We start from the raw sequence: 22,809 nt of genomic DNA on the forward strand, positions 1-22,809 counted from the left end.
GCCCTTCTTCATGCGCGCAACCTCGGCCGCGGCGGGCCGTTGTGCGCCCATGGCCCTCCACCTCCCCGACATCGTCGGCTCGGCCGCGGCGCTCTGCTCGATGGCCAGCTTCACGCCGCAGATCATCAAGACCTGGCGCGAGAAGGACGCCTCGGCCATCAGCCTGCGGATGTACGCGGTCACCGTGACGGGGTTCACGCTCTGGACGATCTACGGCGTCTTGACCGCCAGTTGGCCGGTGATCGGCTCCAACGCCGTCTGCCTGGGACTGTCGGCGATCATGCTGGCGCTGAAATGGCGCTTCCGCGACGGATAAGCGCGGCATAGTTGGCGCCGGGGGCGGGGGTCACTAGATTGCTTGCGCTCCGCGCGTCGTCCAAGACCGCTTCGCCAAACCGCTACCCGCGCGGCCGCCGCCGGCGCGACAGGATGTCTTGATGTCGCTTGATAGATTCGCTCCCGCCGAAGCCGCGCTGAAGGCCGGTGACGTCAACGAGGGCGTTCGCCTCATCGAGGCCGAACTCGCAATCGATCCGAAGGCCCCCGTCGGGCTCTACCGCAATTTCACCACGATCCTTTTCCGTCACGGCCGCGTCGAGCAGATGGGCCGATGGGCCGCGGCCGGCGTCGAGCTCTATCCCAAGGACTACGACCTCTGGAACATGCTGGGCGTTTCCCACCGCCGGGCGAAGAACTTCGACGAGGCGATCAAGGCGTTCCGCGTCGCCGAGAAACTGAACCCGAAGAACACCTCGGCGCTCAGCAACCGCGGCAACGTCTACAACGACATGCGCAACGGCCCCGCGGCGGTGGAGGTTTTCACCAAGCTGGTCCGGCTGCAGCCGAACTCCGCCGAGCTGCAGCGCAACCTCGGACGCGCCTACTGGTTCTCCGGCGACCTGGAGAAGGCGCAGATGCGCCTCAACCTGGCCCTGAAGTTCAAGCCGGATCTCGTCGACGCCTGGCTGGACCTGGCCGCCGTCGCCGCCGACAGGAAGGGCTATCCCGAAGCGCTCGAGGTGACCGACCAGGCGCTCGCCGTCCTGCCGGACGAGATGCGTCTGCACGAGGCGCGGACCACCGCCCTGCGCCGCTCCGGCCGCCTGCGCGACGCCGAGGCCTATCTCATTTCGCTGCGCGACCGCTACGAGGACAAGCCCTGGCTGCACCACCAGCTCGGCGGCGTCATCAGCGACTACGACCGCAGGCGCGGCAACGAGCACATGCAGACCGCGGTCAGGCTGGCGCCCGACAACCTGGACTACCGGATCGCCCTGATCGAAAGCCTCGGCCGCTCGCGCCACGGCGTCGAGGCCGAGCATCTCGAACGCGCCTACCAGCTTCTGAAGGAGGCGCTGACCCCGGACATCAGGCTGACGCCGTCCAGCCTGAAGGTCGCGCTGGAGGTCCTCATCCGCCTGGGCGACTACGACTCGGCCGCCAAGCTCGGCAGCTTCTCGGAGGTCGGGCGCAAGTGGGCCGGCAACGGCAAGCATACGGCGCTGCTGGGCCATCTGGCCCGCATCACCAGCGACGAGGACCGCCTGGAGCTGGTGGAGATGCACCGCATCTGGGGCCGCCTGGTCGCCGACGCGGTCAAGCGCTGGCCGATCGAGCGGCCCGCGCCGCGGCCTGAGAACGGCAAGTTCCGGATCGGCTTCATGTCGTCGGACCTGCGCAACCACCCGGTCGCCTATTTCGCGATGCCGCTGTTCGAGCACCTCGATCGCGACCGGTTCGAGGTCTATTGCTATTCGTTCTTCCAGGGCGACACGGTGGACGCCACCCAGGCGCGGATCGCCGCCTGTGTCGACGTCTTCCGGTGGGAGAAGGACATCGGCGACCGCGACGCGGCCCAGATGATCGCCAACGACCAGCTCGACATGCTGATCGAGCTCGGCGGCTCGACCCATATGAACAAGCTGGGCGTCATGGGCTTCAAGCCAGCCCCGCTGCAGGCCAGTTGGCTCGGCTATCCGCACTCGGCCGGCCTGGAGACCATCGACCACCTGATCCTCGATCCCTACGTGGCGCCGACCAGCCGCGACCTGCTGATCGAGGAGCCGCTGCTGATGCCCAAGAGCTGGATCGCCATGGGCGAGCAGGCGTTCCCCGAACGCCCGATCACCGAAGGCACGCCCCAGCAGCGCAAGGGCTTCCTGACCTTCGGCACCGCCAACAACCCCTACAAGTACAGCCGCGAGATGGTGCGGACCTGGGCGCGGGTGACCGCTTCGGTCGAGAACGCCCAGTTCCTGTTCGTCCGCCCGGAGGGCGGCGCCCCGACCTTCCGCCGGAACATGCTGGAACTGTTCGCCGCCGAGGGCGTGGGCGCCGAGCGCGTTCGGTTCGAGGACGTCCGCGGCGCGCACATGCCGTTCTACAACGAGATCGACATCGCGCTGGACACCTTCCCGCAGACCGGCGGCACCACCACCTGCGAGGCGCTGTGGATGGGCGTGCCGACCGTCAGCCTGGTCGGCGAGGCGATGTTCGAGCGGCTGAGCTACTCCATTCTCGTCAATGCGGGGCTCGGCGACCTGTGCGCGCGCACGCCCGACGAGTTCGTGGAGATCGCGCTGCGCCTGGCGGGCGATCACGATCGCCGCGCGACCCTGCGCACCGGGCTGCGCGGCATGCTGAAGGCCAGCCCGCTGGGCCAGACCCGGCAGTTCGCCGCCGACTTCTACGAGATGCTGGAGGGCGCGATCAGCCGGGCGCGCGCCAGCGGCAAGATCGCCGCCTAGCCGATGAAGAAGCCGGGGTCGCTGAGCGCCCCGGCGATCACCGCGCGCACGTCGCGCGGCGCGACGCCCAGGCCGTGAAGCCGGGCGACGTCGCAGACCGGCCCGTGCGGAGCGCCCTGGCCGGTGAGGTTCAGCGTCCAGCCGGCCTGGGCCAGGACCGCGGCGACGTCGCCGTTCGAGATCGCCTCCCCCCGCGCGACATTGACGATCCCGTCCGTGTCCTGCGCGTCCATGGCCAGCAGGGCGGCGATGACGTCGTCGGCATGGATGTAGTCGCGGCCGGCCAGGGGCGAGCTGTCCAGAGTCATCACCTTCTCCCGCCGCGCCCGCTTGAGCAGGTCGGAGAGGAAGCCGCCGGCGTCGTCGGTCCAGTCGAAGACATTGGCCAGCCGGGCGACGGCGGCGCGGCCGCCCGAGCGGGCCAGGCAGAGGTTCTCGCCCAGCGCCTTGGAGAGGTCATAGACGTTGCGCGGCGCGGCGACGTCGAACTCGAGGATGTCGCTCTCCTTGCCGCCGCGGGCGCCGAGGCTGTCATAGACCCGGGTCGAGGACAGATAGATCAGCCGCTCGAAAGACGCGTCGCGCAGCAACTGGGTCAGCAGGCCGACATGGGCCTCGACCGTGTCGAACGGGCGGATCATGAAGTCGCCAGTGAGGCCGGCGCAGTAGAAGACCCGGCCGAGATCCCGGCCGAAGAGCCCTGGGTCACCCCGGGCCGGGCCATGGACCTCCTCGCCCCGCGCGGTCAGGGCCGCGACCAGCCGCGAGCCGATGAAACCGCCTGCGCCGATGACCGTGTAGCGCGTCATTCGCCGCGCGCGCCGACACGCTGGGCCGGAACGCCGGCATAGATCGAATAGGGCTCCAGCTTGCCGCGCACCACCGCGCCGGCGGCCACGACGCAACCGGTTCCGATATCTGCGCCGTCCAGCACCACCACGTTGGCCCCCAGCCAGACGTCGTCGCCGATGACGATGCCGCCCTTGGACGGCAGGAAGCCCTGGTCGCGGATCCGGCGGGAACGGTCGCCGAAGGCATGGTTGGTCGGCGCCAGGGTGCAGTTGGCGGCGATGAGCACGCCGTCGCCCAGCTTCACGCCGTTGCCGGTGTAGATCACGGTCCCGGAATTGATCGCGCAATCTTCGCCGATGACCAGCTCGCCCATGCCGCCGGCGGGTTTGATCTTCACGAAGGCGTCGACCATCGTCCGCGCCCCGATGCGCATCAGCGTGCCGCGAGCCGAAGGTTCGATGTCGGCGAGCGGCGAGATCTTGGCGGTGGGGTCGATGTCGAGCATGGCCTCAGTCTAGGGGGCCGCGTCGTGGTCGGCATAGCCCGCATCCCGCTCCGAGATCACCAGCGGGCTGCCCGGCCATGCGATCCCGAACGCCGGGTCGTTCCAGCGCACGCCACGGCCATGGCCGGGCTCGAAGATGCGGTCGATCTGGTAGAGGACGTCGGTGTCGTCCTCCAGCGTGATGAAGCCATGCGCCATACCCTTGCCGATCAGCAGGGCGCGGCCGTTGTCGGCGGAAAGCTCGGTTCCGGTCCAGCGGCGGTAGGTCGGGCTGTCGGGCCGCAGGTCGACGGCGACGTCGAAGATCCGTCCACGGACGACCCGCACCAGCTTGGCCTCCTCGTGGGGCGCCGCCTCGTAGTGCATGCCGCGCAGCGTGCCGGCCCGGGCGTTGCGCGACAGGCTGGTCTGCTGGGGAACGAAGGGATGGCCGGCGGCGGCGAACTCCTGCGGGCAATGCAGACGCGCGAAGGCGCCGCGCGCATCGCTCATCAGGTCCAGGTCGACGATCACGACGCCGTCGATCTCGGTCGCCGCAAAGCGCATCAGCCGACGACCGTGGTGTCCGGCGAGGCGGTCACGAACTGCCCGCCCCAGTCGCGGATATAGGCCAGTTGGCCCATGATCTCGTCCTTCAGGTTCCAGGGCAGGATGACCACATAGTCCGGCTTGAAGTCGGCGATCGCGGCCGGGGCGTGGATCGGGATATGGGTGCCCGGCAGGAAGCGGTCCTGCTTGTGCGGGTTGGCGTCGAACACCGCCACGATGTCCTGCGGGGTGACGCGGGCGTAGTTCAGGAAGGTGTTGCCCTTGGCCGCCGCGCCATAGGCGGCGACGCTCTTGCCCTGCGCCTTCGCCTTGGCGAGGAAATCGAGGAAGCCGCGGCGGACCTCCTCCACGCGGGCGGCGAAGCCCTCGTAGCCGGCCGGCTGGTCGAGGCGGGCGGCGTGCTCGCGGGCGCGCAGGTCCCGCAGGGCCTGGGTTTCCTGATGATCCGACGCCTCGTGGGCGCAGAACAGCCGCAGCGACCCGCCATGGGTCGCCAGCAGTTCGACGTCGAACGGCCTCAGGCCGTTGGCGCGCAGCACCTTCTCGACCGCCAGCAGCGACAGGTACGAATAGTGCTCGTGATAGATGGTGTCGAACTGCACCTTCTCGATCAGGTTCAGCAGATGCGGGAACTCGAAGGTCAGCACGCCCTGCGGCTTCAGCACGTGCTGGAAGCCGGCCACGAAGTCGCCGATGTCGGGAACGTGGGCCAGGACGTTGTTGCCGGCCATCAGGTCGGCGGCCACGCCCCGCGCCTTCAGCTCGCGCCCGGTGGCGTCGTTGAAGAACGCGACCTCGGTCGGAACGCCGCGCTCCTTGACCGCGACCTCGGCGGTGTTGGCGGTCGGCTCGATCCCCAGCACGGGCACGCCCATGGCCTTGAAATGCTGCAGCAGGTAGCCGTCGTTCGAGGCGACCTCGACCACCAGCGACTGCGGCCCCAGCCCGAACCGGCCGGCCATCGCCTCCGCATAGCGCTTGGCGTGCGCCACCCAGCTCTCGGAATAGGCCGAGAAGTAGGCGTAGCCCTCGTCGAAGATGGCGTCGGCGGCGACGGGATCATCGGCCTGGACCAGGAAGCAGTCGCCGCAGACGCGGGTGTGCAGCGGATAGAAGCCTTCCTTCCCCGACTCCAGTTGAGCCTTGGTCAGGTAGGAATTGGCCAGCGGCTGCTCGCCCAGGTCCAGGAAGGTCTGGGTCAGCGGCGCACGGCAGAAGCGGCAGGCGGGAACAGTCATCAAAGGCTTTCGTAGCGCGAGATCTGGTCGCGGACGAGGCCAAGGGCGTCGCCGCCCTCGGCCTGGGCGCGATACCAGTCCATGGTCCAGTCGACGGCGGCGGGCGCGTCCAGGCGGCTTTCGAAGCCCAGCGCCTGGCGGGCCAGGCTGGCGTCGATGCCGAGGGCCTTGGCCTCCAGCGAATTGGGGTCGGGCTCGTGGCGCCAGGGCTTGGCGCCCAGGGCCTCAGTGGCGCGGGTGGCGAGTTCGCCGACCGTGACTTCCGGGCCGCCGGGACGCGGACCGAAGTTCAGGGCGCGCGGGGCCGCAGGGTCCGTCGCCAGCCGCTCGAGATAGACGAGGTAGCCGGCGACGCAGTCCAGCACGTGCTGCCAGGGGCGCGTGGCCTCCGGGTGGCGCAGCACCGTCACCGCCTGCGCCTGGCCGGCGCGGACGATGTCGGCCACCAGCCGGTCGCGCGAGAAGTCGCCGCCGCCGATGACATTGCCGCCCCGCGCCGTGGCCAGCGGCACGCCGGCCTTGTCGAAGAAGCTGCGGGCGAAGCTCTGGGTGACGATCTCGGCCGCGGCCTTGGACGCCGAATACGGATCCTTGCCGCCCAGGGCGTCGCCTTCCTGGAACGCCCGCCCCTGCTCGTTGTTGGCGTAGACCTTGTCGGAGGTGATCGCCAGGGCGGCCTTGAGCCCAGCCTGGCCGCGCAGCGCCTGCAGCAGATGCGCCGTGCCCATGACGTTGGCGGCGAAGGTGGCGACCGGATCCTCGATCGAGGCGCGCACGATCGGCTGGGCGGCCATGTGCAGCACCAGGTCGAAGGCCCGTGCGCCGACCAGGGCCTCGACGGCGGCCTGGTCGCGCAGGTCGACGACGTGCGAATCCACGAGGCCGGCGATCCCCGCCTGATCGAACAGGGCCGGGGTCTGGTCGGGCGCCAGCGCCAGGCCGGTGACCTGCGCGCCCATCTGGGCCAGCCACGCCGCCGCCCAGGACCCCTTGAAGCCGGTATGGCCGGTCAGCAGGACACGCTTGCCGGCCCAGAAATCCGGATTGGGCCGCGTCACTTCCAGAGCCGCCAAGGCGCCTCGCCCGACGCCCACAGGGCTTCGAGCGTATTCTTGTCGCGCAGGGTGTCCATCGCCGCCCAGAAGCCGTCGTGCGGACGGGCCATCAACTGGCCTTCGCGGGCCAGGCCTTCCAGCGGCTCCAGCTCCCAGACGGTCGAGTCGTCCTTGATGCGCTCGATGACCTGCGGCTGCAGCACGAAGAAGCCGCCGTTGATCAGGCCGTTGTCGCCCGGCGGCTTCTCGATGAACCGCTGGACGGCGCCGTCGATGATCTCCAGCGCGCCGAACCGGCCGGGCGGGGAGACGGCGCTGACCGTCGCCTGCTTGCCATGCGCCTTGTGGAACTCGACCAGGGCGCCCAGGTCGATGTCGCTGACCCCGTCGCCGTAGGTCAGGCAGAAGGGCTCGTCCGGATCCAGATATTGTGCGACGCGCTTGAGCCGCCCGCCGGTCATGGTCTCCGCCCCGGTGTCGACCAGGGTGACGCGCCAGGGCTCGTGATTGGTGGCGTGATACTCCAGCGCCCCCTTGGCCAGATCGACGGTCAGGTCGGCGTTGTGCAGGACGTAGTTGGCGAAATACTCCTTCACCACATAGCCCTTGTAGCCGAGGCAGACGATGAAGTCGTTGAAGCCGTAGTGCGAGTACAGCTTCATGATGTGCCAGAGGATCGGCCGCCCGCCGATCTCGATCATCGGCTTGGGCTTGAGGTGGCTTTCCTCGGAGATACGGGTGCCGAGCCCGCCGGCGAGCAGGACGACCTTCATCGTCAGGCGATCCGCTTGACGAAGGCGTCCGGCCAGTAGGTCACGCGCTCGGTCACCATGCCCTCGTTGAACGGGAAGGCCGGCTCCTCGACGATGAAGCGCTTGTCCTGCGCCACGAAATCGTGGACCGCCTTTTGCGGGTTGTTCCAGTCCCAGTCGTCGGCGGTGCGCGGGCCGCCCTTGACCTGGGCCATGATGCCGTCGGTGGCCACGACGTAGGAGCCGACCTCGATCAACTCGCCGTAGAGGCGGAGTTCTTCCAGCACGTGGGCGTGGGTGTGGTTGGAATCGAGGACCACCAGCACCTTCTCGCCCGGCTTGATCAGCGCCTTCACCTGGTCGAGCACTTCGGGCGCCGTCGAGGAGCCCTCGATCAGCTCGATGCGCTTCTTCATCGGATGGGCTTCGATGGCGGCGCGGTTGTGCGGGCGGATCTCGATGTCGACGCCGACGACGCGGCCCTTGCCCATGGCTTCGAACAGCGAGGCGTAGAAGATCAGCGAGCCGCCGTGGGCGACGCCGGTTTCCACCAGGACGTCGGGCTGGAGGGCGTAGATCACCTCCTGCAGGCGGATCATGTCCTCCGGCAGTTGGATGATCGGTCGTCCCATCCAGGCGAACGAATAGACGTATTTGGAGTCCCAGGTGGCGCGCAGCCAGGCCTTGGACGCCGCCGCGAAGCCTTCGGCGCTCGCCAGGCTGTGACGAACCTCGGTCTCGCCGTTCCTGACGATGACCTCGCCGCGCTCTTCGTCGATGGTGGTGATCAAGCTCTCAGGCCCTTCAGCTATGCGTCGGCGATGGGATAGCCCACGATTCCCGATCGCGGAATGATGTCTCTATTATCTCGTGTCGTTTACGCGATGAAGCCGTATCCAAGGGCCGGCCGCTGGCGGCGGCGTGGATTTGGGGGTCCGGTTTGGCGTCACGAGTGAACTTCATCATCGCCGGCGTGCAGAAGGCGGGAACGACTGCGCTGTTCGACTATCTGTCCGACATTCCGGCCTACGCGCTCTCGGCGACGAAGGAAGTGCATTTCTTCGACGACGAGTCGGTGGACTGGGCTGCGCCGGACTATGAACCTTATCACGCCCAGTTCGACTGGACGGGCGAGGCGATCCGGGGCGAGGCGACGCCGATCTACCTCTACTGGCCGCGGTGCCTGGAGCGGATCGCCGCCTACAATTCGGACGTGCGGCTGATCGTCATGCTACGCGATCCGGTGGAGCGGGCCTGGTCGCACTGGCGCATGGAGACTTCGCGCGGAGCCGAGATGCAGCCGTTTTCCTGGTGCATCCGGCAGGGCCGGCGGCGGCTGTTCGACGCCGAGCCGTGGGGCGCGCATCGTGAATTCTCGTATGTCGAGCGCGGCTTCTACGGCGAGCAGATCGAGCGGCTCTACGGCCTCTTTCCGCGTGAGCAGGTTCTTCTGCTGCAGGCGGACGATCTGCGGCGCGATCCGAACACGGCGCTGGGGCGCGTGAGCGACTTTCTGGGCGCCCCGGCGCCGGCCCCGGTCGAGCATCGGAACGTTCATGTAGGCCAGGACGTCGGCGGCGCACTGGCCGGCGAGGACGTGAGCTATCTGCGGGAGATCTATGCCGAGGACATGGCGCGGCTGGCGCGGCTGACCGGCGTCTCGTTCTGGTGACGCCACATTAGCGCCCCCTCGTGTGGCGACCTTGGGAAGAGGAGAAGCCCCTTGAAGCACGCCCCGCTCATCCTGGCCGGCGCCATGGCCGCATGTTCCCCTGGCGGCGACGCGGCCGGCGCGGACCCCGTCCGGCCGCCGGCGGCGCCCAGCGCCCAGGCCCCCGAGGCGCGGCCGGCCGGTCCCCAGCTCGCCTTTCCCGTCGCCTGCACGATCGGGCGGACCTGCGAGGTCCAGAACTACGTCGATCATGATGCGGGGCCGGGCGCGAAGGACTTCCGCTGCGGCAGCAACACCTATGACGGCCATGGCGGCGTCGATATCCGGATCCTGGACATGGGCGCGCAGCGCGCCGGGGTCGCGGTGCTGGCGGCCGCCCCCGGCCGTGTCGCACGGCTTCGCGACGGCGTCGCCGACGTCTCGGTCAAGTCGCCCGGCGCAGCGGCGCTCAACGGCCAGGAGTGCGGCAACGGCGTGGTCATCGACCACGGCGAGGGCTGGGAGACGCAATACTGCCACCTGGCCAAGGGCAGCCTCAAAGTGGCGGTCGGCGACCAGGTCGCCGCCGGCCAACCGCTGGCGAGCATCGGCCTGTCCGGCAACACGGAGTATCCGCACGTCCACGTCACAGTCCGACATAATGGAACGATGATCGATCCGTTCTCGCCGGGTTCGGCGGCTGGCGCCTGTGACGCAGGCGCGGGAGGGCGCGGCATGTGGACCGCGGCGGCGGCGCAGGCGATGAGCTACAAGCCGGGCGCGGTGCTCAACGCCGGCTTCGCCGATGCGCCCGTCTCAATGGAGGCGATCGAGGCGGGCGGGATCAAGCCCCCGTCGAGCACGTCACCGATGCTGATCGCCTATGTGCGGGCGATCAATCTGCATGGCGGCGACGTTCAGGAGCTGACGATCATCGGCCCGGATGGACGGCAGGTGGCCACCGGCGCCCAGCCGCCACTGGACCGGGCCAAGGCGCAGTACATGGCGTTCGTGGGCAAACGTGCGGGCGCCGCCCCCTGGCCGGCGGGTGAGTACCAGGCGAACTATGTCGTCAGGCGGAACGGCGAGACCGTCCTTCGCCAACGCTTTTCGACGCGTCTTGGAGATTGAGCGTCCAGTAACACGGTTCACTCACAAGTTCGTTAGATCGCGCGAGAAGGCTCAGGAGCGCTTTGCCCGAAGGCCGCTACGCATTAGGCTGAGAAGTCGGCCAAGCTCTCCATGGCTGTGTATTCACGATTGGGCGGCGAAGATTCTCTTCGCCGCCCAATTTCGTTTGAGCAGCTCTTCACTCCACACGCCCGATCTCCCGCGATCAGCGCGCAGTTCTACGCCCAAAGAAAAAGAGCCGCCCCTTTCGAGGCGGCTCCAATTCTAAGTTTGCTTATCGAGCTTAGGCGACGAAGTCGCCGAAGACGAGATCGCCATTGTTGTAAGCGTCAACACCCGTCAGCTTGATCACCGTGCTGATCGAGTTGTTGTTGCCGCTGTCGGCGAAGACATACGTATCCCCACCCACGGTGACGGCGACGATGTCGCGGTTGGTCGGGTCGGTCGCTTCGATCAGAACCTTCGCCGCCGCATAGGCGTCGGCATAGCTCAGGCCGGTCTGCACATCGAAGTTACCGGCAGCGCCAACCACGCCAAGAGCGATGGTGTCCGCCCCGGTGTCGAAGTCCGTGATGACATCCACGGTCGCATCGCTCGTCGCCGTCGCCGAGGAGTCACCCGCCGCGAAGACGAACCGGTCATCATCAGCACCACCGGTGAGGGTATCAGCCCCCGCGCCGCCGCTGATGGTGTCGGTACCAGCACCGCCAACGATGACATCGTTGCCAGCACCACCCGACAGCTGATCGTCGCCAGCATTGCCGGTGATGGTGTCGTTACCCTCACCACCGAAGACAACGCCATTGCCAGTGCCGAGAGTAATGCTGTCATTGCCAGCATCACCGTTGATCGTGTCGGCACCGCCGCCGCCAACGATGGTGTCGTTACCTTCACCACCCGACAGGTTATCAGCGGCCGAGCTACCGGTAATGTTATCGTTGCCTTCACCGCCAAGGACCGTGCCGGCACTAGTTCCGAGGGTGATGGTGTCGTTGCCGCCATCACCGTTGATGGTGTCGGAACCGCCGCCACCCACGATGGTGTCGTTGCCTTCACCGCCCGAGATGATGTCCGCAGCCGTGCTGCCGGTGATATTATCGTTTCCTTCACCGCCGAGCGCGACGCCGCCGGCGTTGAGGACGATAGTGTCGTTGCCAGCATCGCCGCTGAGGGTAGCCGCACCAGTGGCACCGCCGGTGATGGTGTCGTTATCCTCACCACCGGAGATCAGGTCAGTACCGTCACCACCAACGAGGACGTCAGCGCCGGCTCCACCGTCGATGGTATCGTTGCCGATGCCGCCAGTGATGGTGTCGTTACCGGCACCGCCGAGAGCGGCGTTCGATTCGGTCGCGTTAGCGTTGGTGGCGAGGTCGATAATGTCGTCGCCGTCATTACCTTGCAGGCTGTCGTTGCCGGCATCGCCCACCAGGGTGTCGTTGCCCGCCCCGCCAGCGATCTCGTCGTTACCAGCGCCGCCGTTCAGGCTGTCGTTACCGTCGTCACCGCTGATCTTGTCAGCGTTGGCACCGCCAACAACGGTGTCGTTGCCAGCTCCACCATAGATGTTGTCGTTGCCAGAGGCGTTGGTGATGTAGTCGTTGCCATCACCACCCGACACGGTGTCGTTACCCGTACCGCCGTCCAGGGTGTCATTACCCAAATCGCCGTTGATCAGGTCGTTACCCGCACCGCCGGTGATTAGATCGTTGTCCTGACCGCCGAGCAGGGTGTCGTTGCCGTCACCACCATCGATCGTATCATCGCCAATATTACCGGCCACCCAGTCGGCACCAGCACCAGCATTGATCACGTCCGCGCCTTGGCCGCCCGACAGCGTGTCGCTTTCGGAACCACCGGTGATGACATCGTCGCCAGCGTTACCATTCACCACATTGAGGCCATCGCCGCTGGTGATGGTGTCGTTACCCGCTCCGCCGAAGATCGTGTCGTTACCAGAGCTGCCGTCGATCAAGTCGTTGCCAGCACCACCATCGATCGAGTCGTTGCCAGCGCCGCCATTGATCGAGTCATTGCCGTCACCACCGAGAGCGATGTCATTGCCAGCGCCACCATCGATCGTGTCGTCGCCAAGGTCACCGCTAAGATAGTCATTACCTTCGTCGCCATTGACGACGTCGTTGCCCTGTCCACCGAGCACGGTGTCGTTGCCGAGACCGCCCGACAGGTTGTCGTTACCCATGTTGCCTTGAACGAAGTCGTCGCCGGACTGACCGTTGATGACGTCGTTGTCCTGGCCGCCATACAGCGAGTCGTTACCAGTGCCGCCGAGCAGGGTGTCGTTGCCCTTGTTGCCCTGGATCAGGTCGTTACCGGCGTCGCCGTCGAAGTTGTCGTCGCCGTCATTGCCCCAGAGGCCATCGGCCACCGAGGTGCCGAGCAGCGAGTCGTTGCCCGTGCCAGCCGCGTAACCGCCGACGAACAGGACCGAACCATCGTCGAAGGCGATAGAGCGATCCACGAACGCCGCCGGAAACACCAGCGACTTGCCGCCATAGGTCAGCGTGGCGGTGTGCAGTTCGTCCGGCCACGGATTGTTGGTGAAGGCCACGACCACCTGCGACGCATTCGCGCCGGGGGTCGAGAACTTCAGGGTGTCCGCGGCAGTGAAGGCGTCAACCTCCGCCTGCGTCGCGGTTTCGAAGATGAATTCAGCCATGCTTCTCTCCAGTCTGTGTCACATGGACCCCCGAAACGCCTGGCCACCATATTCCAATATGGAGCGGTCCCAGCGGTCCTAGCCGTCGGTCACAACAAGGTCGTGGCGAAGGTTAAACGAGCCCGAGGAATGCGTATCGGAACCGCGGCTGATGCGCAACACCAAAAACGGGTGCAAATCCCCTTCGCGACTGCGTTTCCCGGTCATCAATCGTTAACCGGTCAGTCCTCGCGAAGGGCGTCGCGGATGGTGTCGGTGAGCGGGCTCACGACGTAGGACAGGATCGAGCGATTTCCTGTCACGATCATGGTTTCCGCGGGCATGCCAGGGCTTAGCTTGTCGCCCTTGGGCAGCTTGACCAGCTCCTGGGGCGGGATCTTCAGGTCGGCGCGGAAGTAGCCCTCGCCGGTCTTTTCGTCGATGAGCTGGTCGGCCGAGACGGTCAGGACCGAGGCGTTGACCGGCGGCGTCCGGCGCGAATTGAACGCCGAAAGCCGCACGCGGGCGCTCATTCCGGGCTTCACGACGTCGATGTCCTGCGGCTTGATTCGGGCGGTGACGATCATCGGCGCATTGGCCGGAACCACGCTCAGCAGCCGCTCGCCCGGCGCGACCACGCCGCCGATGGTGAACTGGGTCAGGTCCAGCACATAGCCGTCGGCCGGCGAGCGGACCGTCGCGGCGTCCAGCATCTGCCGCGCCGCCGCCAGCTTGGGCGTGACCTCGGAGAGGCCGGTCTGCATCTGGCGCAGGCCTTCGGCCGCCTGGGTGATCCGCTGCTCCTTGAGCGTGGTGATCTGCAGGCGGGTCTCGCCGATCTGCTCGCGCAGCCGGGTGATCTCGGCGATCAGCGATCCCCGCCGGCCGGCCAGGTCGGCCAGGGTGCGCTGGTAGCGCAGGATCAGCGTCTTGGGCGCATAGCCCTTCTCGTAGAGGGTCTGGTAGCCGGCCAGCTCCTCGCGGGTCAGCCGGTCCGATTCCTTGACCGCGTCGACCTGGGCCTGGACCCCGCCGATCTGGGTCTCGAGCTGCTGCAGCTTCTGGGCGAGCACCGCGCCCTGGGTCTCGAAGAACTGCCGGCGCGAGGTGAAGAGGAACTCCTGGTCACGGATGATTCCCGCGACCCTGGGATCGCTGGCGGCCCGCGCCGTGAGGTCCGGCGGAATCACCAGCACCTTCTGGTCGGTCGCCTCGGCCTGGAAGCGCGCCAATTGGGCGGTGAAGGTGTCCTGCTGGTTCTGCAGCACGTCGGTGCTGGCCCGCGGCTGGACCTCGTCGAAGGTCAGCAGCACCTGATTCTGGCGCACATGCTGGCCTTCCCTGACCAGGATGGCCTTCACCGTGCCGCCTTCGCGATGCCGGATCGTCTTGCGGTTGTCCTCGACCCGGACCATGCCGGGCGCCACCACGGCGCTGTCGATCCGGGCCACGGCCGAGAACAGCGTCAGGCCGACGACGAACACCCCGACCACGGTCGCCCCAGCCACGATCGGCCGGCGCATGCGCTGGGCCAGCGCCGGGTCGAGCGGAACCAGGTCCTTGTCGTCGAAAGACGGCGTGACGTAGGGCTTGGGCGCGTTGAAATCCATCTTCATCGGCCGGCCTCGATCGCGCGGGGAGTAGCGGGCTGGACGACCCGCGCCATGACCTGGTCACGCGGCCCGAACATCTCCATCCGGCCGTCGCGCAGCATCAGCATCTTGTCGGCCGAACGGAACACGCTCGGCTTGTGGGAGACGATCACGATCGTCGAGCCGCCGGCCTTCAGCGCGTCGAGCGCGTTGACCAGCGCCTCCTCGCCTTCGGCGTCCAGCGCGGCGTTCGGCTCGTCCAGCACGATCAGGCGCGGCGTGCCCAGCAGCGCGCGGGCCAGGCCCACCCGCTGGCGCTGGCCGGCCGACAGCACGTGGCCGGATTCGCCCAGATCGGTGTCGTAGCCGCTGGGCAGGCGCAGGATCAGTTGGTGCACTCCGGCCACCTGGGCGGCGCGGACCACCTGCTCGTCGTCCACGTCGGCGCGGAAGCGGGCGATGTTGTCGCGGATGCTGCCCGAGAACAGCTCGGTGTCCTGCGGCAGGTAACCGACGTGACGGCCGAACTCCGAACGGTCCCAGGAGAACACGTCGGCGCCGTCGAGGCGGACGTTGCCGCTGTTGGGCTGCCAGATCCCGACCATCAGGCGGGCCAGGGAGGACTTGCCGGCCCCCGACGGCCCGATGATGCCCAGCATCTCGCCCGGCTCGATCTTGAAGTTGACGCCCTGCAGCACGAAGCGCGTGGCGCCTTGCGGCGCGAAGTTGACGCCCTCGACGGACAGTTGGCCCAGCGGCTTGGGCAGGGTCGTGGCGGCCTTGGTCGGCTTGTAGTCGGCGAACAGCGAATTGAGCCGCTGATAGGCGCGGTAGCCGTTGGTCAGCGCGTCCCAGGAGCCGACCAGCCGCTCGATCGGCTGCAGCGCGCGGGCGGCCAGGATCATGTTGGCGAACAGCAGGCCCGAGTGGATCTTGCCCTTGACCACGAGGTAGGCGCCGATGGCGATGATCAGCACCTGGATCGCCTGGCGGGTGAACTTGCTGACGTTGCTCAGCACGCTGGCCCGCTCGCTGGCCGCGGCGCTGCGCTCCATGGTGATCGAGCGGAAGCCGGCCCAGCGCGAACCCAGGGGCTCGACCATGCCCATGGCGCGCACGACCTCGCCGTTGCGAAGCGCGGCGTCGGTGAAGGCGTAGCTGCGCAGGGCCGCGTCGTTGGCCTCCTTCAGCGCCGGCCGCGTGGCGCGGTCCTGGATCAGGGTGATGACGAACAGCAGCACGGCGCCGGCGATGGTCACCATGCCGATGAGCGGGTCGATGATCAGCAGCACGACCATGAACACCGGCATCCAGGGAAGGTCGAACATGGTGCTGAACGCCGGCCCGGTCAGCATCTGGCGGAAGGTGTCCAGGTCGCGCAGGGCCTGGGAGCGCGCCGCCGGATTGCCGCGGATCACGCTGTCGAACAGCGCCGAGAACACCCGGCCCGACACCCGTTGATCCATGATGACGCCGTAGTTGATCAGGACCTTGGCGCGGTAATCGTCGATCAGGCCCGAGACCAGGAAGGCCAGCATCACCATGAAGGTGAGGACCAGCAGCGTGGGGACGCTGTAGCTGGACAGCACGCGGCCGTAGATCTGGAAGGTGAAGATCGGCAGGGCCAGGTACAGCAGGTTCGAAACCAGACTGAACCCGCCGGCATAGGCCAGCGGCTTGTAGCCTTCCTTGATCGCCCGGGTGAGCGGATTGTCAGGCATATCCGCGAACGGATTGAAAATCTTCATGCGCGCCGCGCCGTTCCGTGGATGGTCGCCGCCGATGGCCGGAGTGACCATGGCCGAAATAGGTGCTCGAAGTCCAAGGCGGATTGCGCCAAAAACGCGCGACACATGATCGGGCCTCTTAAGGATGTCAATGGCGCACGCTGCTGCGTGGATTCTCGCCATGCGTGTTTGAATTGCAGCGGTCGTCGCCCGAGACGCGAGGAGTAGGGATTGTCCAGGGTCGCCGTAATCGGGAGTTGCATTACCCGCGATGTGTGGCCGATCGTGGGCGAAGCGCCGACGGACGACCTGCTCTATATTTCACGCACCAGCCTGCCGAGCCTGTTTGCGCCGCCGCTCAAGGGCGTGGAGATCAGCGAAGACCTGCCGCCTGCGCTCGCAGTCTTCCCACATCGCTCCATGGTCGCCGATCTACATAAGAGCGCGCTGGCGGCGCTTGTGGAGCATCGCCCCACCCATATCATCTTCGACTTCGTCGACGAGCGCCTGGACCTGCTTGCGGTGCAAGGCACCATCGTCACCCACAGTTGGGAACTGGACGTCAGCGGCTACCTCGGCCAGCCGGCCTTCGAGGGCGCGCGCGACATCCCGCGCACCAGTCCCGCCAGCGACCTGATCTGGCGCCAGGGACTGGACCAGATGGCCGCCCTGCTGCGGATGACGCCGCTGGCCGAGGCGGCCCTGATCCTTCACGAAACGAAGTGGGCCACGCAATACCTGGACGAGGCCTGCGTGCGGCGGCCGTTCGACGTGGTCGAGATATTCACCGGAAAGCCGGCGTCGATCGCCGACTACAACACCGTCCTGGCCCAGCATCAGAACGCCTTCGCGGCGGCGCTGCCGCAGGCGGTGCGCATCTCGGCGCCGGCCGATCTTCATCTGGCCGACAGCCGTCACCGCTGGGGACTCAGCCCCTTCCACTACGTCGAGGACTATTACCGCGACATCTGGCGCCAGCTTCAGGCGCTCGGCGTCTGAGCGCGGGCCCACCGCTCCAGCGGCGTCAACGGACGGCCGGCGCAGTCGGCCGCCGCGTCGAGGAACCCGATCTCCGGCCGGCCCAGCCACGGCTCGCTGATCCGCCAGGCGCCGCCCTGGAGATAGTCCACCAGGGGATTGCGCCCCGGGGCCAGTCCCTCGACCCGCAGGGCCAGGTATCGGGGCGTGTCGAACCAGGCGCTGGGACTGCGCCCCTCCGCGCCGCCGACCAGCAGGAAATGCACGAGCGGCTCGCCGCCGGCCGCAACGTCCGGATACTGGCCGCGATACCAGCCCGGATCGAACAGCGGGTGCGGCTTCAGCCCTGAAGCCGCGCCGGCGGTCAGGTAATGAGCCAGCGAGGGCGCGTCATCGAGGCCCGCCTGCGCGACCTGGGCGGCGTAGTAATCGGCGGCGAACAGCGGATGCGGGCTCAGTCCCCGTGCCGCGCCCTCGCGCTCGTAGTGCAGGATCGGGTTTTCGCCGCTGGAAATCAGGTCCGGCGCCTGGCGCACATAGTATCCGACATCGAACAGCGGGTGGGGATCGCGCCCCTCGCCCGCCCCGATGCGCACGAAATGCTCGAGCGGCGAAAGGCCGGTCTCGGCCAGTTGCGCGGCGTTCCGCGCCCGATAGAACTCGCCGTCGAACAGCGGATGCGGATCGATCCCCTCGGCGGCGCCATGCAGCAGATAGTGCGCTAGCGGGCTGACCCGCGTCCCGGCCAGGTCGCTCCGCCGCCGCAGGTACCAGGCCTGGTCGAACAAGGCGGGCGGCTGCAGGGCCAGGTCGCCGCCGCGGCGGGCATAGGCCGCGATGGCGCGCAGGCGGCGTCCCTCGCCGGCCTGGGAGGCCCAGAGACCGGACCGGGCGATGACGAGCGCCTGGCCGATCGAGCCGAGCCGTTCCAGCGCGCCGTCCAGCCGCCGGGCGATGCGGTTGTAGCGGCGCGGGCGCGCGAACGGACGCGCGGCCGCCTGGTATCCGGTCAGGGCGATGCTCCGGGCCTCGGCCTCCAGCGCCTCGCGGGCCAGCAGCGCGTCGCTCAGCGCCGCGCCAAGCCGGGTCCGGTTGAGGCCGTTCTCGGCGGAGGCGCGCTGGCTGGCGCCATGCAGCGTGGCGCACAGCCGGGCGAGAGCCTCGACCTTGTCGATCAGCACGCCGGTCGTCTGGGTGTCTTCGGGCGCCGCATCGGCCCCGATATCGGCCGCCATGATGGCCCGGCCCTCCTTGGTTCTCGGCTTCGTGTCGGTCCGGCCGGCGCGGCTGTCAAGCCGCCGGGCGCGCCGCCAGCCCTTCGTCGCGCAGCCAGGCGAGGTAGCCGCCATCGGTCACGTCGAAGGGATCGGGGAAGCGCTCGCGCAGGTCGGCGCGGTCGCGCCAGATCAGGCGATGGGCCTTGTCGATCGGCGTTCCGTCGCCAAAGACGCCATAGGCCCAGTAACGGTCCGGGATGATCGGATCGCGCGCGGCGTCGACCTGCTCCTTGTACCAGCGCCAGATCTCGAAGACCGCGTGGTTGTCGCCGGCATAGCGCCGGGTCATCGCATCGCCCGTCGGCCCCAGCTTGGTGAAGTGCCAGAATCGCAGCGGCGCGCCGTTGACGGTGATGGCCCCGTCGCGGCCGATCGCGACCGTCCGCTGGCTGATGTTCCAACTGGCGACGTTGCAGCCCGGGTCGCGGACCACGCCGACCTTGTCGAACAGCGCCGGCGCATGGTCGCACCACTTCTGGTCCACGAACAGGCCGGCGGGAATGTCGTCGTAGCAGAACTCGAGAAGGCGGTCGTTCCACCACCGGGCGAAACGCGCCCCCTCGCCGCGGGTGCGGATCGCCACGAAACCCAGGTTGAAGATGCCCGTGCGCGAGGCCGACAGGTCGTTGTCCAGGATCGCCTGACGATCGGTGTTCGGGTCGAGCAGGTGCGGGGTCAGCAGGATGTCGCTGTCCTGCAGTCGCGCCAGCACCGGCCCCAGGCTCTCGAAGAGCGCGGTGTCGGGATCGAGATAGACCACCGCATCGGCGCCGGAACCGCAGGCCTGGTGCAGGAACGGCCCCTTCACGGCGGTGCAGACCTCGACCACGTCGTGCTTGAACAGCCAGGCCTCGAAGTCGGGGATCGCCAGGTCCTGCGCATAGACCACCCTGTCGAACGGCTCGTCCTCCACCCGCAGTTGGAAGCCCGGCGGCGGAACGTCGGTGATCAGGGCGACGAGATCCCAATCCGGATGGAAGCGGCGCAGGCTGGCGAACAGCACGCGCGCCCGGTCGAGATAGGCGAAGGTGAAGCTCGAGAAACAGGTGACCCTCACGTCGCCTCCACCAGTTCGGCGGTGAGCTTGCTGAAGGCGAGGTCGTAGAGCGCCGCCCCCCGCCGCGCCCGCGCCAGTTTCAGGATCTCGCCGCTCTCGAACAGCGCTTCCAGAGCGCGCTCGTCGTCCAGCAGCAGCCCATGCTCGCGGGCGAAGACCGCGACATTGCCGCTATCGGGTCCGGTCACCACCGCGGCGCCGGCGGCGGCGGCCTCGTAGGCGGCGAACGAAAAGGTCTCGATGCAGAGCGACCAGATCATCGCCGCGTCGATCTCCAGGTCGATCATCGCCTGGCGCATGGCCAGCGGTTCGGCGGCGGTGACCGTCACCGGATGATGCGCCGCCAGGGCGCCGGCCGCCGGCTTGCTGGCCAGGTGGATGAACGCATAGCGCTCGTCGTCGGCGAAACGCGCCGCCAGGTGGCGGAAGATCGGCCAGCCCTTGTGCACCGAGGGCGTGCCGGGAAAGGCGAAACGGAACGGACGCTCGGAGGCCGGGCGCGGCGCCTCGCCGGTCGGGACGAGGCGCGCCAGCGGCGCGACCACCTCGCCCGTCGCCTCCAGGTCGCCGCCGGCGCGCCAGGCGTCGAGCGCCACCTGCGAGGGCGCGGCGACGGTCAGGTCCAGCCGCTGGAACAGCCGCTGGTGCTCGCGCACATGCGCGGCGCGGGCGGGGCCATAGACGCAGACCCCGCAGGCCGCGCTGCCCTGGGGCGGCGCCCCGCAGCTCTCCACGTCGTTGCGCATCAGGTGGATGCCGGCGCAGAGGCTGCCCATGTCGTGCAGCCAGAAATGGCCGGCGTTGAGACCGGCCGAGCGGACGATGTCGATCACGTCGCGGCTGGAATGGCCCAGCATGTTGTGGATCGCGAAACTGCCGGGCCCCGCCGGCGTCGCCGCCTTCAGCGCCTGGGCGATGGCGGCCCGGACGAAGGCGCCGACGGCCTTTCCGTTCCAGAGCACGCCCATCGGCGTCTCGGTCGCGCCGCTGCGCACGGTGGGCCAGCCGTTGGCCGGATGGACATGCAGGTGGTTGCGGCCCAGCCGGGCGAACTCGGCCGACTCGCGCTGCACGCAGAGCTGCGAGCCTCCCACCGAGCGGCTGTAGTCGTCCTGGCTGAAGGTCAGGTGCAAGCCCTGGAGCGGAGAGGCGCGCATCGTCTCGATCAGCGCCTCGGCGGACGAGAGCTCCACCGGGCGCGCCCAGCGCCGGGCGTCGGCCACCCGCGCCGCGAACGGCTTCAGGTTCGCCAGCACCTCCTGCCGAAAACCGTTGTCCGCCTTGGTCGTCCGGCCTTCACGGCGGCCCTGCGTCACATAATGGATGAACGGATGACGGCCGCTGGCCGCGACGTCGGGGTTGAGCTCGAGATAGCTCGCCGTCGAAAAGTCGTAGCTGGGGTCGCGCCCCTCGCGCCAGCCCAGCCGCAGGAAGTGGTCGAGCAGGTCGCCGCCCGCCTCGGCCACGTCGGGGTTCATGGCCAGGTAGAACTTCGGATCGAAGAACTCCGCGGCCGCGGCGCGCTCGTCGGCGCTGATCCGCGTCCCGCCGACCCCGTGGACCAGGGCGTAGTAGTCCCCCGCCCGCGCTGACGGAACGATCTCGCGCCCCTGCCGCCAGCCGATGGTCAGATAGTGCGCGAACGGGTTGGTCCCGCTCTCGGCCACGTCCGGGTTCTGTTCGAGATAGGCGTCGGTGGAGAACCAGGGCGCCGGGTCGCGGCCTTCGCGCCAGCCCCTGAGTCCATAGTGACCCGCCGGATCGACATCCGCATAGGTGAGGTCCGAATGGGCCTGGCGGTAGAAGTCGAAGTCCATCGCCACCACCAGCAGACGGTGGGCGCGATCTGGTGAGGCCGCGGCGGCCATGTGCGATCTTTCCGTGCGACGCCAAGCCTGGGTTTGCATCAGATGCGCCGGGCGATCAACCGCGTCGGCCTTGCAGCGACGGCCAAGCGGCCATACAGCGGAGCGTTAGGGCCGGGGGCCCTGGTTCGAAACCGCGCCGCCATCGCAGGTTTCCTCAACCGGCGAAGACGCCCAAGGCGAGACAAGGCGACCATGCAGCAGACCTTCGAGCGGACCGCCTATCTGGTCCTGGGCATGCACCGTTCCGGCACCTCGGCGACCGCGCAACTGCTGGCCCTGGCGGGCGCGGAACTGCCCGACAACGTCATGCCGGGCGACGAGCACAACGCCAAGGGCTACTTCGAACCCTGGAAGATCTCGGTGTTCAACGACCAGCGCCTGCGCGCCGCCGGCAGCGCCTGGGACGACCCCTTCAACCTGCCCTACGCCCCGCTGGCGCCCGAGGCCGAAGCCGACTGGACCGCGCGCGCGCTCGACCTGTTCAAGGCCGAGTTCGGCGAGTCGATCCATCCGCTGCTCAAGGACCCGCGCGTCTCGGTGCTGCTGCCGCTGTGGCGCGCGGTGCTGAACGCGGCCGGGATCGGGGCCCGCGTGGTGATCCCGGTGCGCCATCCGCTGGCGGTGGCCGGCTCGCTGGCGCGCCGCGACGCCTTCCCGGTCGAGAAGTCGGTGCTGATCTGGACGCTCTACATGCTGGCCGCCGAGGCCGGCAGCCGCGACCTGCCGCGCGCCTTCGTCTCCTATGACGGGCTGCTGGCCGACTGGCGCACGGAGGTCGCGCGCATGGAGACGGCGCTCGGCGCGCCCCTGCCGCGGCTGACCGAGCGCTCGGCCCAGAAGATCGACGCCTTCCTCACCAAGGACCTGCGTCATAATGACGGCCTGGGCGAGCTGGCCGACGTGCCGATGGCGGGCCCGATGGCGCAGGAGGTGCTGGACTGGTTCACCGCCGCCGCGGCCGGCCAGGCGCCCGACCGCGCGCCCCTGGAGCGCGCCGCCGCCCAGATCGCCCAAATGAAGTCGCAGATGGGCGTATTGGTCTCGCCCGTGACCAGCACCCTTGATTCGACCCGCGCCGAGCTTCTCTACCAACGCCAGCTAGGCGAGGTGCAGGAGCAGCAGATCAGGACCCTCCAGCGCGAGCTCGCCGAGCTGCGGCAGGAACGCGCCCGGATCGAGGCCGTGGTCGACTCGGCCCTGGCCGGCCGCTAATCACCGCGCCCGAGACTTC

Annotated in this window: 19 protein-coding genes; 6 read left to right on the plus strand and 13 right to left on the minus strand. The window is 68.2% G+C overall.

Going from position 1 to position 22,809, the window contains the following annotated elements; translation table 11 throughout:
- Positions 1-49 precede the first annotated feature (49 nt).
- Together RTL41_RS09990 and RTL41_RS09995 are read left to right on the plus strand one after the other, a co-directional pair.
- On the plus strand, positions 50-316 hold the full coding sequence (locus RTL41_RS09990) for a SemiSWEET transporter (RefSeq protein WP_312163883.1): 267 nt from the start codon (positions 50-52) through the stop codon (positions 314-316).
- A gap of 121 nt (positions 317-437) precedes the next feature.
- Positions 438-2,747: a tetratricopeptide repeat protein gene (locus RTL41_RS09995; RefSeq protein ID WP_312163885.1), complete on the plus strand. Its 2,310-nt coding sequence runs from the start codon at positions 438-440 to the stop codon at positions 2,745-2,747.
- Here the strand turns inward: RTL41_RS09995 and RTL41_RS10000 are convergent.
- Genes RTL41_RS10000 through RTL41_RS10030 form a run of 7 tightly spaced genes read right to left on the minus strand, consistent with a single transcriptional unit; the run spans position 2,744 to position 8,429 of the window.
- A complete protein-coding gene (locus RTL41_RS10000) occupies positions 2,744-3,556 on the minus strand; it encodes an SDR family oxidoreductase (protein WP_312163888.1) in 813 nt (270 codons plus the stop codon). The two genes, RTL41_RS09995 and RTL41_RS10000, sit on opposite strands and share 4 nt — an antisense overlap.
- Positions 3,553-4,044, minus strand: a complete 492-nt coding sequence (locus RTL41_RS10005) for an acyltransferase (protein WP_312163891.1) — start codon at positions 4,042-4,044, stop codon at positions 3,553-3,555. Before RTL41_RS10005 ends, RTL41_RS10000 begins: the two co-directional genes overlap by 4 nt.
- Positions 4,045-4,053: 9 nt before the next feature.
- Positions 4,054-4,590, minus strand: a complete 537-nt coding sequence (rfbC, locus tag RTL41_RS10010; protein WP_312163894.1) for a dTDP-4-dehydrorhamnose 3,5-epimerase — start codon at positions 4,588-4,590, stop codon at positions 4,054-4,056.
- Positions 4,590-5,831, minus strand: a complete 1,242-nt coding sequence (locus RTL41_RS10015; protein WP_312163897.1) for a class I SAM-dependent methyltransferase — start codon at positions 5,829-5,831, stop codon at positions 4,590-4,592. Before RTL41_RS10015 ends, rfbC begins: the two co-directional genes overlap by 1 nt.
- Positions 5,831-6,904, minus strand: coding sequence for a CDP-glucose 4,6-dehydratase (gene rfbG / locus RTL41_RS10020; protein ID WP_312163900.1), 1,074 nt, complete (start codon positions 6,902-6,904; stop codon positions 5,831-5,833). The genes RTL41_RS10015 and rfbG overlap by 1 nt, the downstream gene beginning before the upstream one ends.
- Positions 6,886-7,659 (minus strand): glucose-1-phosphate cytidylyltransferase, encoded by a 774-nt coding sequence (rfbF, locus tag RTL41_RS10025; RefSeq protein WP_312163902.1) that lies wholly within the window; start codon positions 7,657-7,659, stop codon positions 6,886-6,888. The genes rfbG and rfbF overlap by 19 nt, the downstream gene beginning before the upstream one ends.
- Before the next feature lie 2 nt (positions 7,660-7,661).
- Positions 7,662-8,429, minus strand: coding sequence for a CmcI family methyltransferase (locus tag RTL41_RS10030; protein WP_312163904.1), 768 nt, complete (start codon positions 8,427-8,429; stop codon positions 7,662-7,664).
- 161 nt (positions 8,430-8,590) lie between these two features.
- On the opposite strand from RTL41_RS10030, the gene RTL41_RS10035 reads away from it, so the two are divergent.
- Both RTL41_RS10035 and RTL41_RS10040 read left to right on the plus strand, forming a co-directional pair.
- On the plus strand, positions 8,591-9,310 hold the full coding sequence (locus RTL41_RS10035) for a sulfotransferase domain-containing protein (protein WP_312163907.1): 720 nt from the start codon (positions 8,591-8,593) through the stop codon (positions 9,308-9,310).
- A gap of 51 nt (positions 9,311-9,361) precedes the next feature.
- Positions 9,362-10,420 (plus strand): M23 family metallopeptidase, encoded by a 1,059-nt coding sequence (locus RTL41_RS10040; protein WP_312163909.1) that lies wholly within the window; start codon positions 9,362-9,364, stop codon positions 10,418-10,420.
- Positions 10,421-10,703: 283 nt separating this feature from the next.
- Here RTL41_RS10040 and RTL41_RS10045 read toward each other — a convergent pair whose 3' ends face one another.
- From RTL41_RS10045 to RTL41_RS10055, 3 genes are all read right to left on the minus strand, one after another.
- Complete coding sequence (locus tag RTL41_RS10045; RefSeq protein WP_312163911.1) at positions 10,704-13,100, minus strand: hypothetical protein; 2,397 nt, start codon at positions 13,098-13,100, stop codon at positions 10,704-10,706.
- 221 nt (positions 13,101-13,321) lie between these two features.
- A complete protein-coding gene (locus tag RTL41_RS10050) occupies positions 13,322-14,695 on the minus strand; it encodes an HlyD family type I secretion periplasmic adaptor subunit (protein WP_312163914.1) in 1,374 nt (457 codons plus the stop codon).
- Positions 14,692-16,419: a type I secretion system permease/ATPase gene (locus RTL41_RS10055; RefSeq protein ID WP_312163917.1), complete on the minus strand. Its 1,728-nt coding sequence runs from the start codon at positions 16,417-16,419 to the stop codon at positions 14,692-14,694. The genes RTL41_RS10050 and RTL41_RS10055 overlap by 4 nt, the downstream gene beginning before the upstream one ends.
- A gap of 210 nt (positions 16,420-16,629) precedes the next feature.
- On the opposite strand from RTL41_RS10055, the gene RTL41_RS10060 reads away from it, so the two are divergent.
- A complete protein-coding gene (locus RTL41_RS10060) occupies positions 16,630-17,397 on the plus strand; it encodes a DUF6270 domain-containing protein (RefSeq protein WP_312163920.1) in 768 nt (255 codons plus the stop codon).
- On the opposite strand, the gene RTL41_RS10065 is transcribed toward RTL41_RS10060, so the two are convergent.
- The 3 genes from RTL41_RS10065 to RTL41_RS10075 are packed head-to-tail and all read right to left on the minus strand — an operon-like array spanning position 17,379 to position 21,578.
- Positions 17,379-18,611, minus strand: a complete 1,233-nt coding sequence (locus RTL41_RS10065) for a hypothetical protein (protein WP_312163922.1) — start codon at positions 18,609-18,611, stop codon at positions 17,379-17,381. The two genes, RTL41_RS10060 and RTL41_RS10065, sit on opposite strands and share 19 nt — an antisense overlap.
- Positions 18,612-18,666: 55 nt before the next feature.
- Positions 18,667-19,710 (minus strand): hypothetical protein, encoded by a 1,044-nt coding sequence (locus RTL41_RS10070; RefSeq protein ID WP_312163923.1) that lies wholly within the window; start codon positions 19,708-19,710, stop codon positions 18,667-18,669.
- On the minus strand, positions 19,707-21,578 hold the full coding sequence (locus RTL41_RS10075) for a hypothetical protein (protein ID WP_312163924.1): 1,872 nt from the start codon (positions 21,576-21,578) through the stop codon (positions 19,707-19,709). The genes RTL41_RS10070 and RTL41_RS10075 overlap by 4 nt, the downstream gene beginning before the upstream one ends.
- Positions 21,579-21,770: 192 nt before the next feature.
- Between RTL41_RS10075 and RTL41_RS10080 the strand changes: the two genes are divergently transcribed.
- Positions 21,771-22,790: a hypothetical protein gene (locus RTL41_RS10080; protein ID WP_312163926.1), complete on the plus strand. Its 1,020-nt coding sequence runs from the start codon at positions 21,771-21,773 to the stop codon at positions 22,788-22,790.
- Positions 22,791-22,809 lie beyond the last annotated feature (19 nt).

Source organism: Phenylobacterium sp., assembly GCF_031984885.1.
GTDB lineage: Bacteria > Pseudomonadota > Alphaproteobacteria > Caulobacterales > Caulobacteraceae > Phenylobacterium.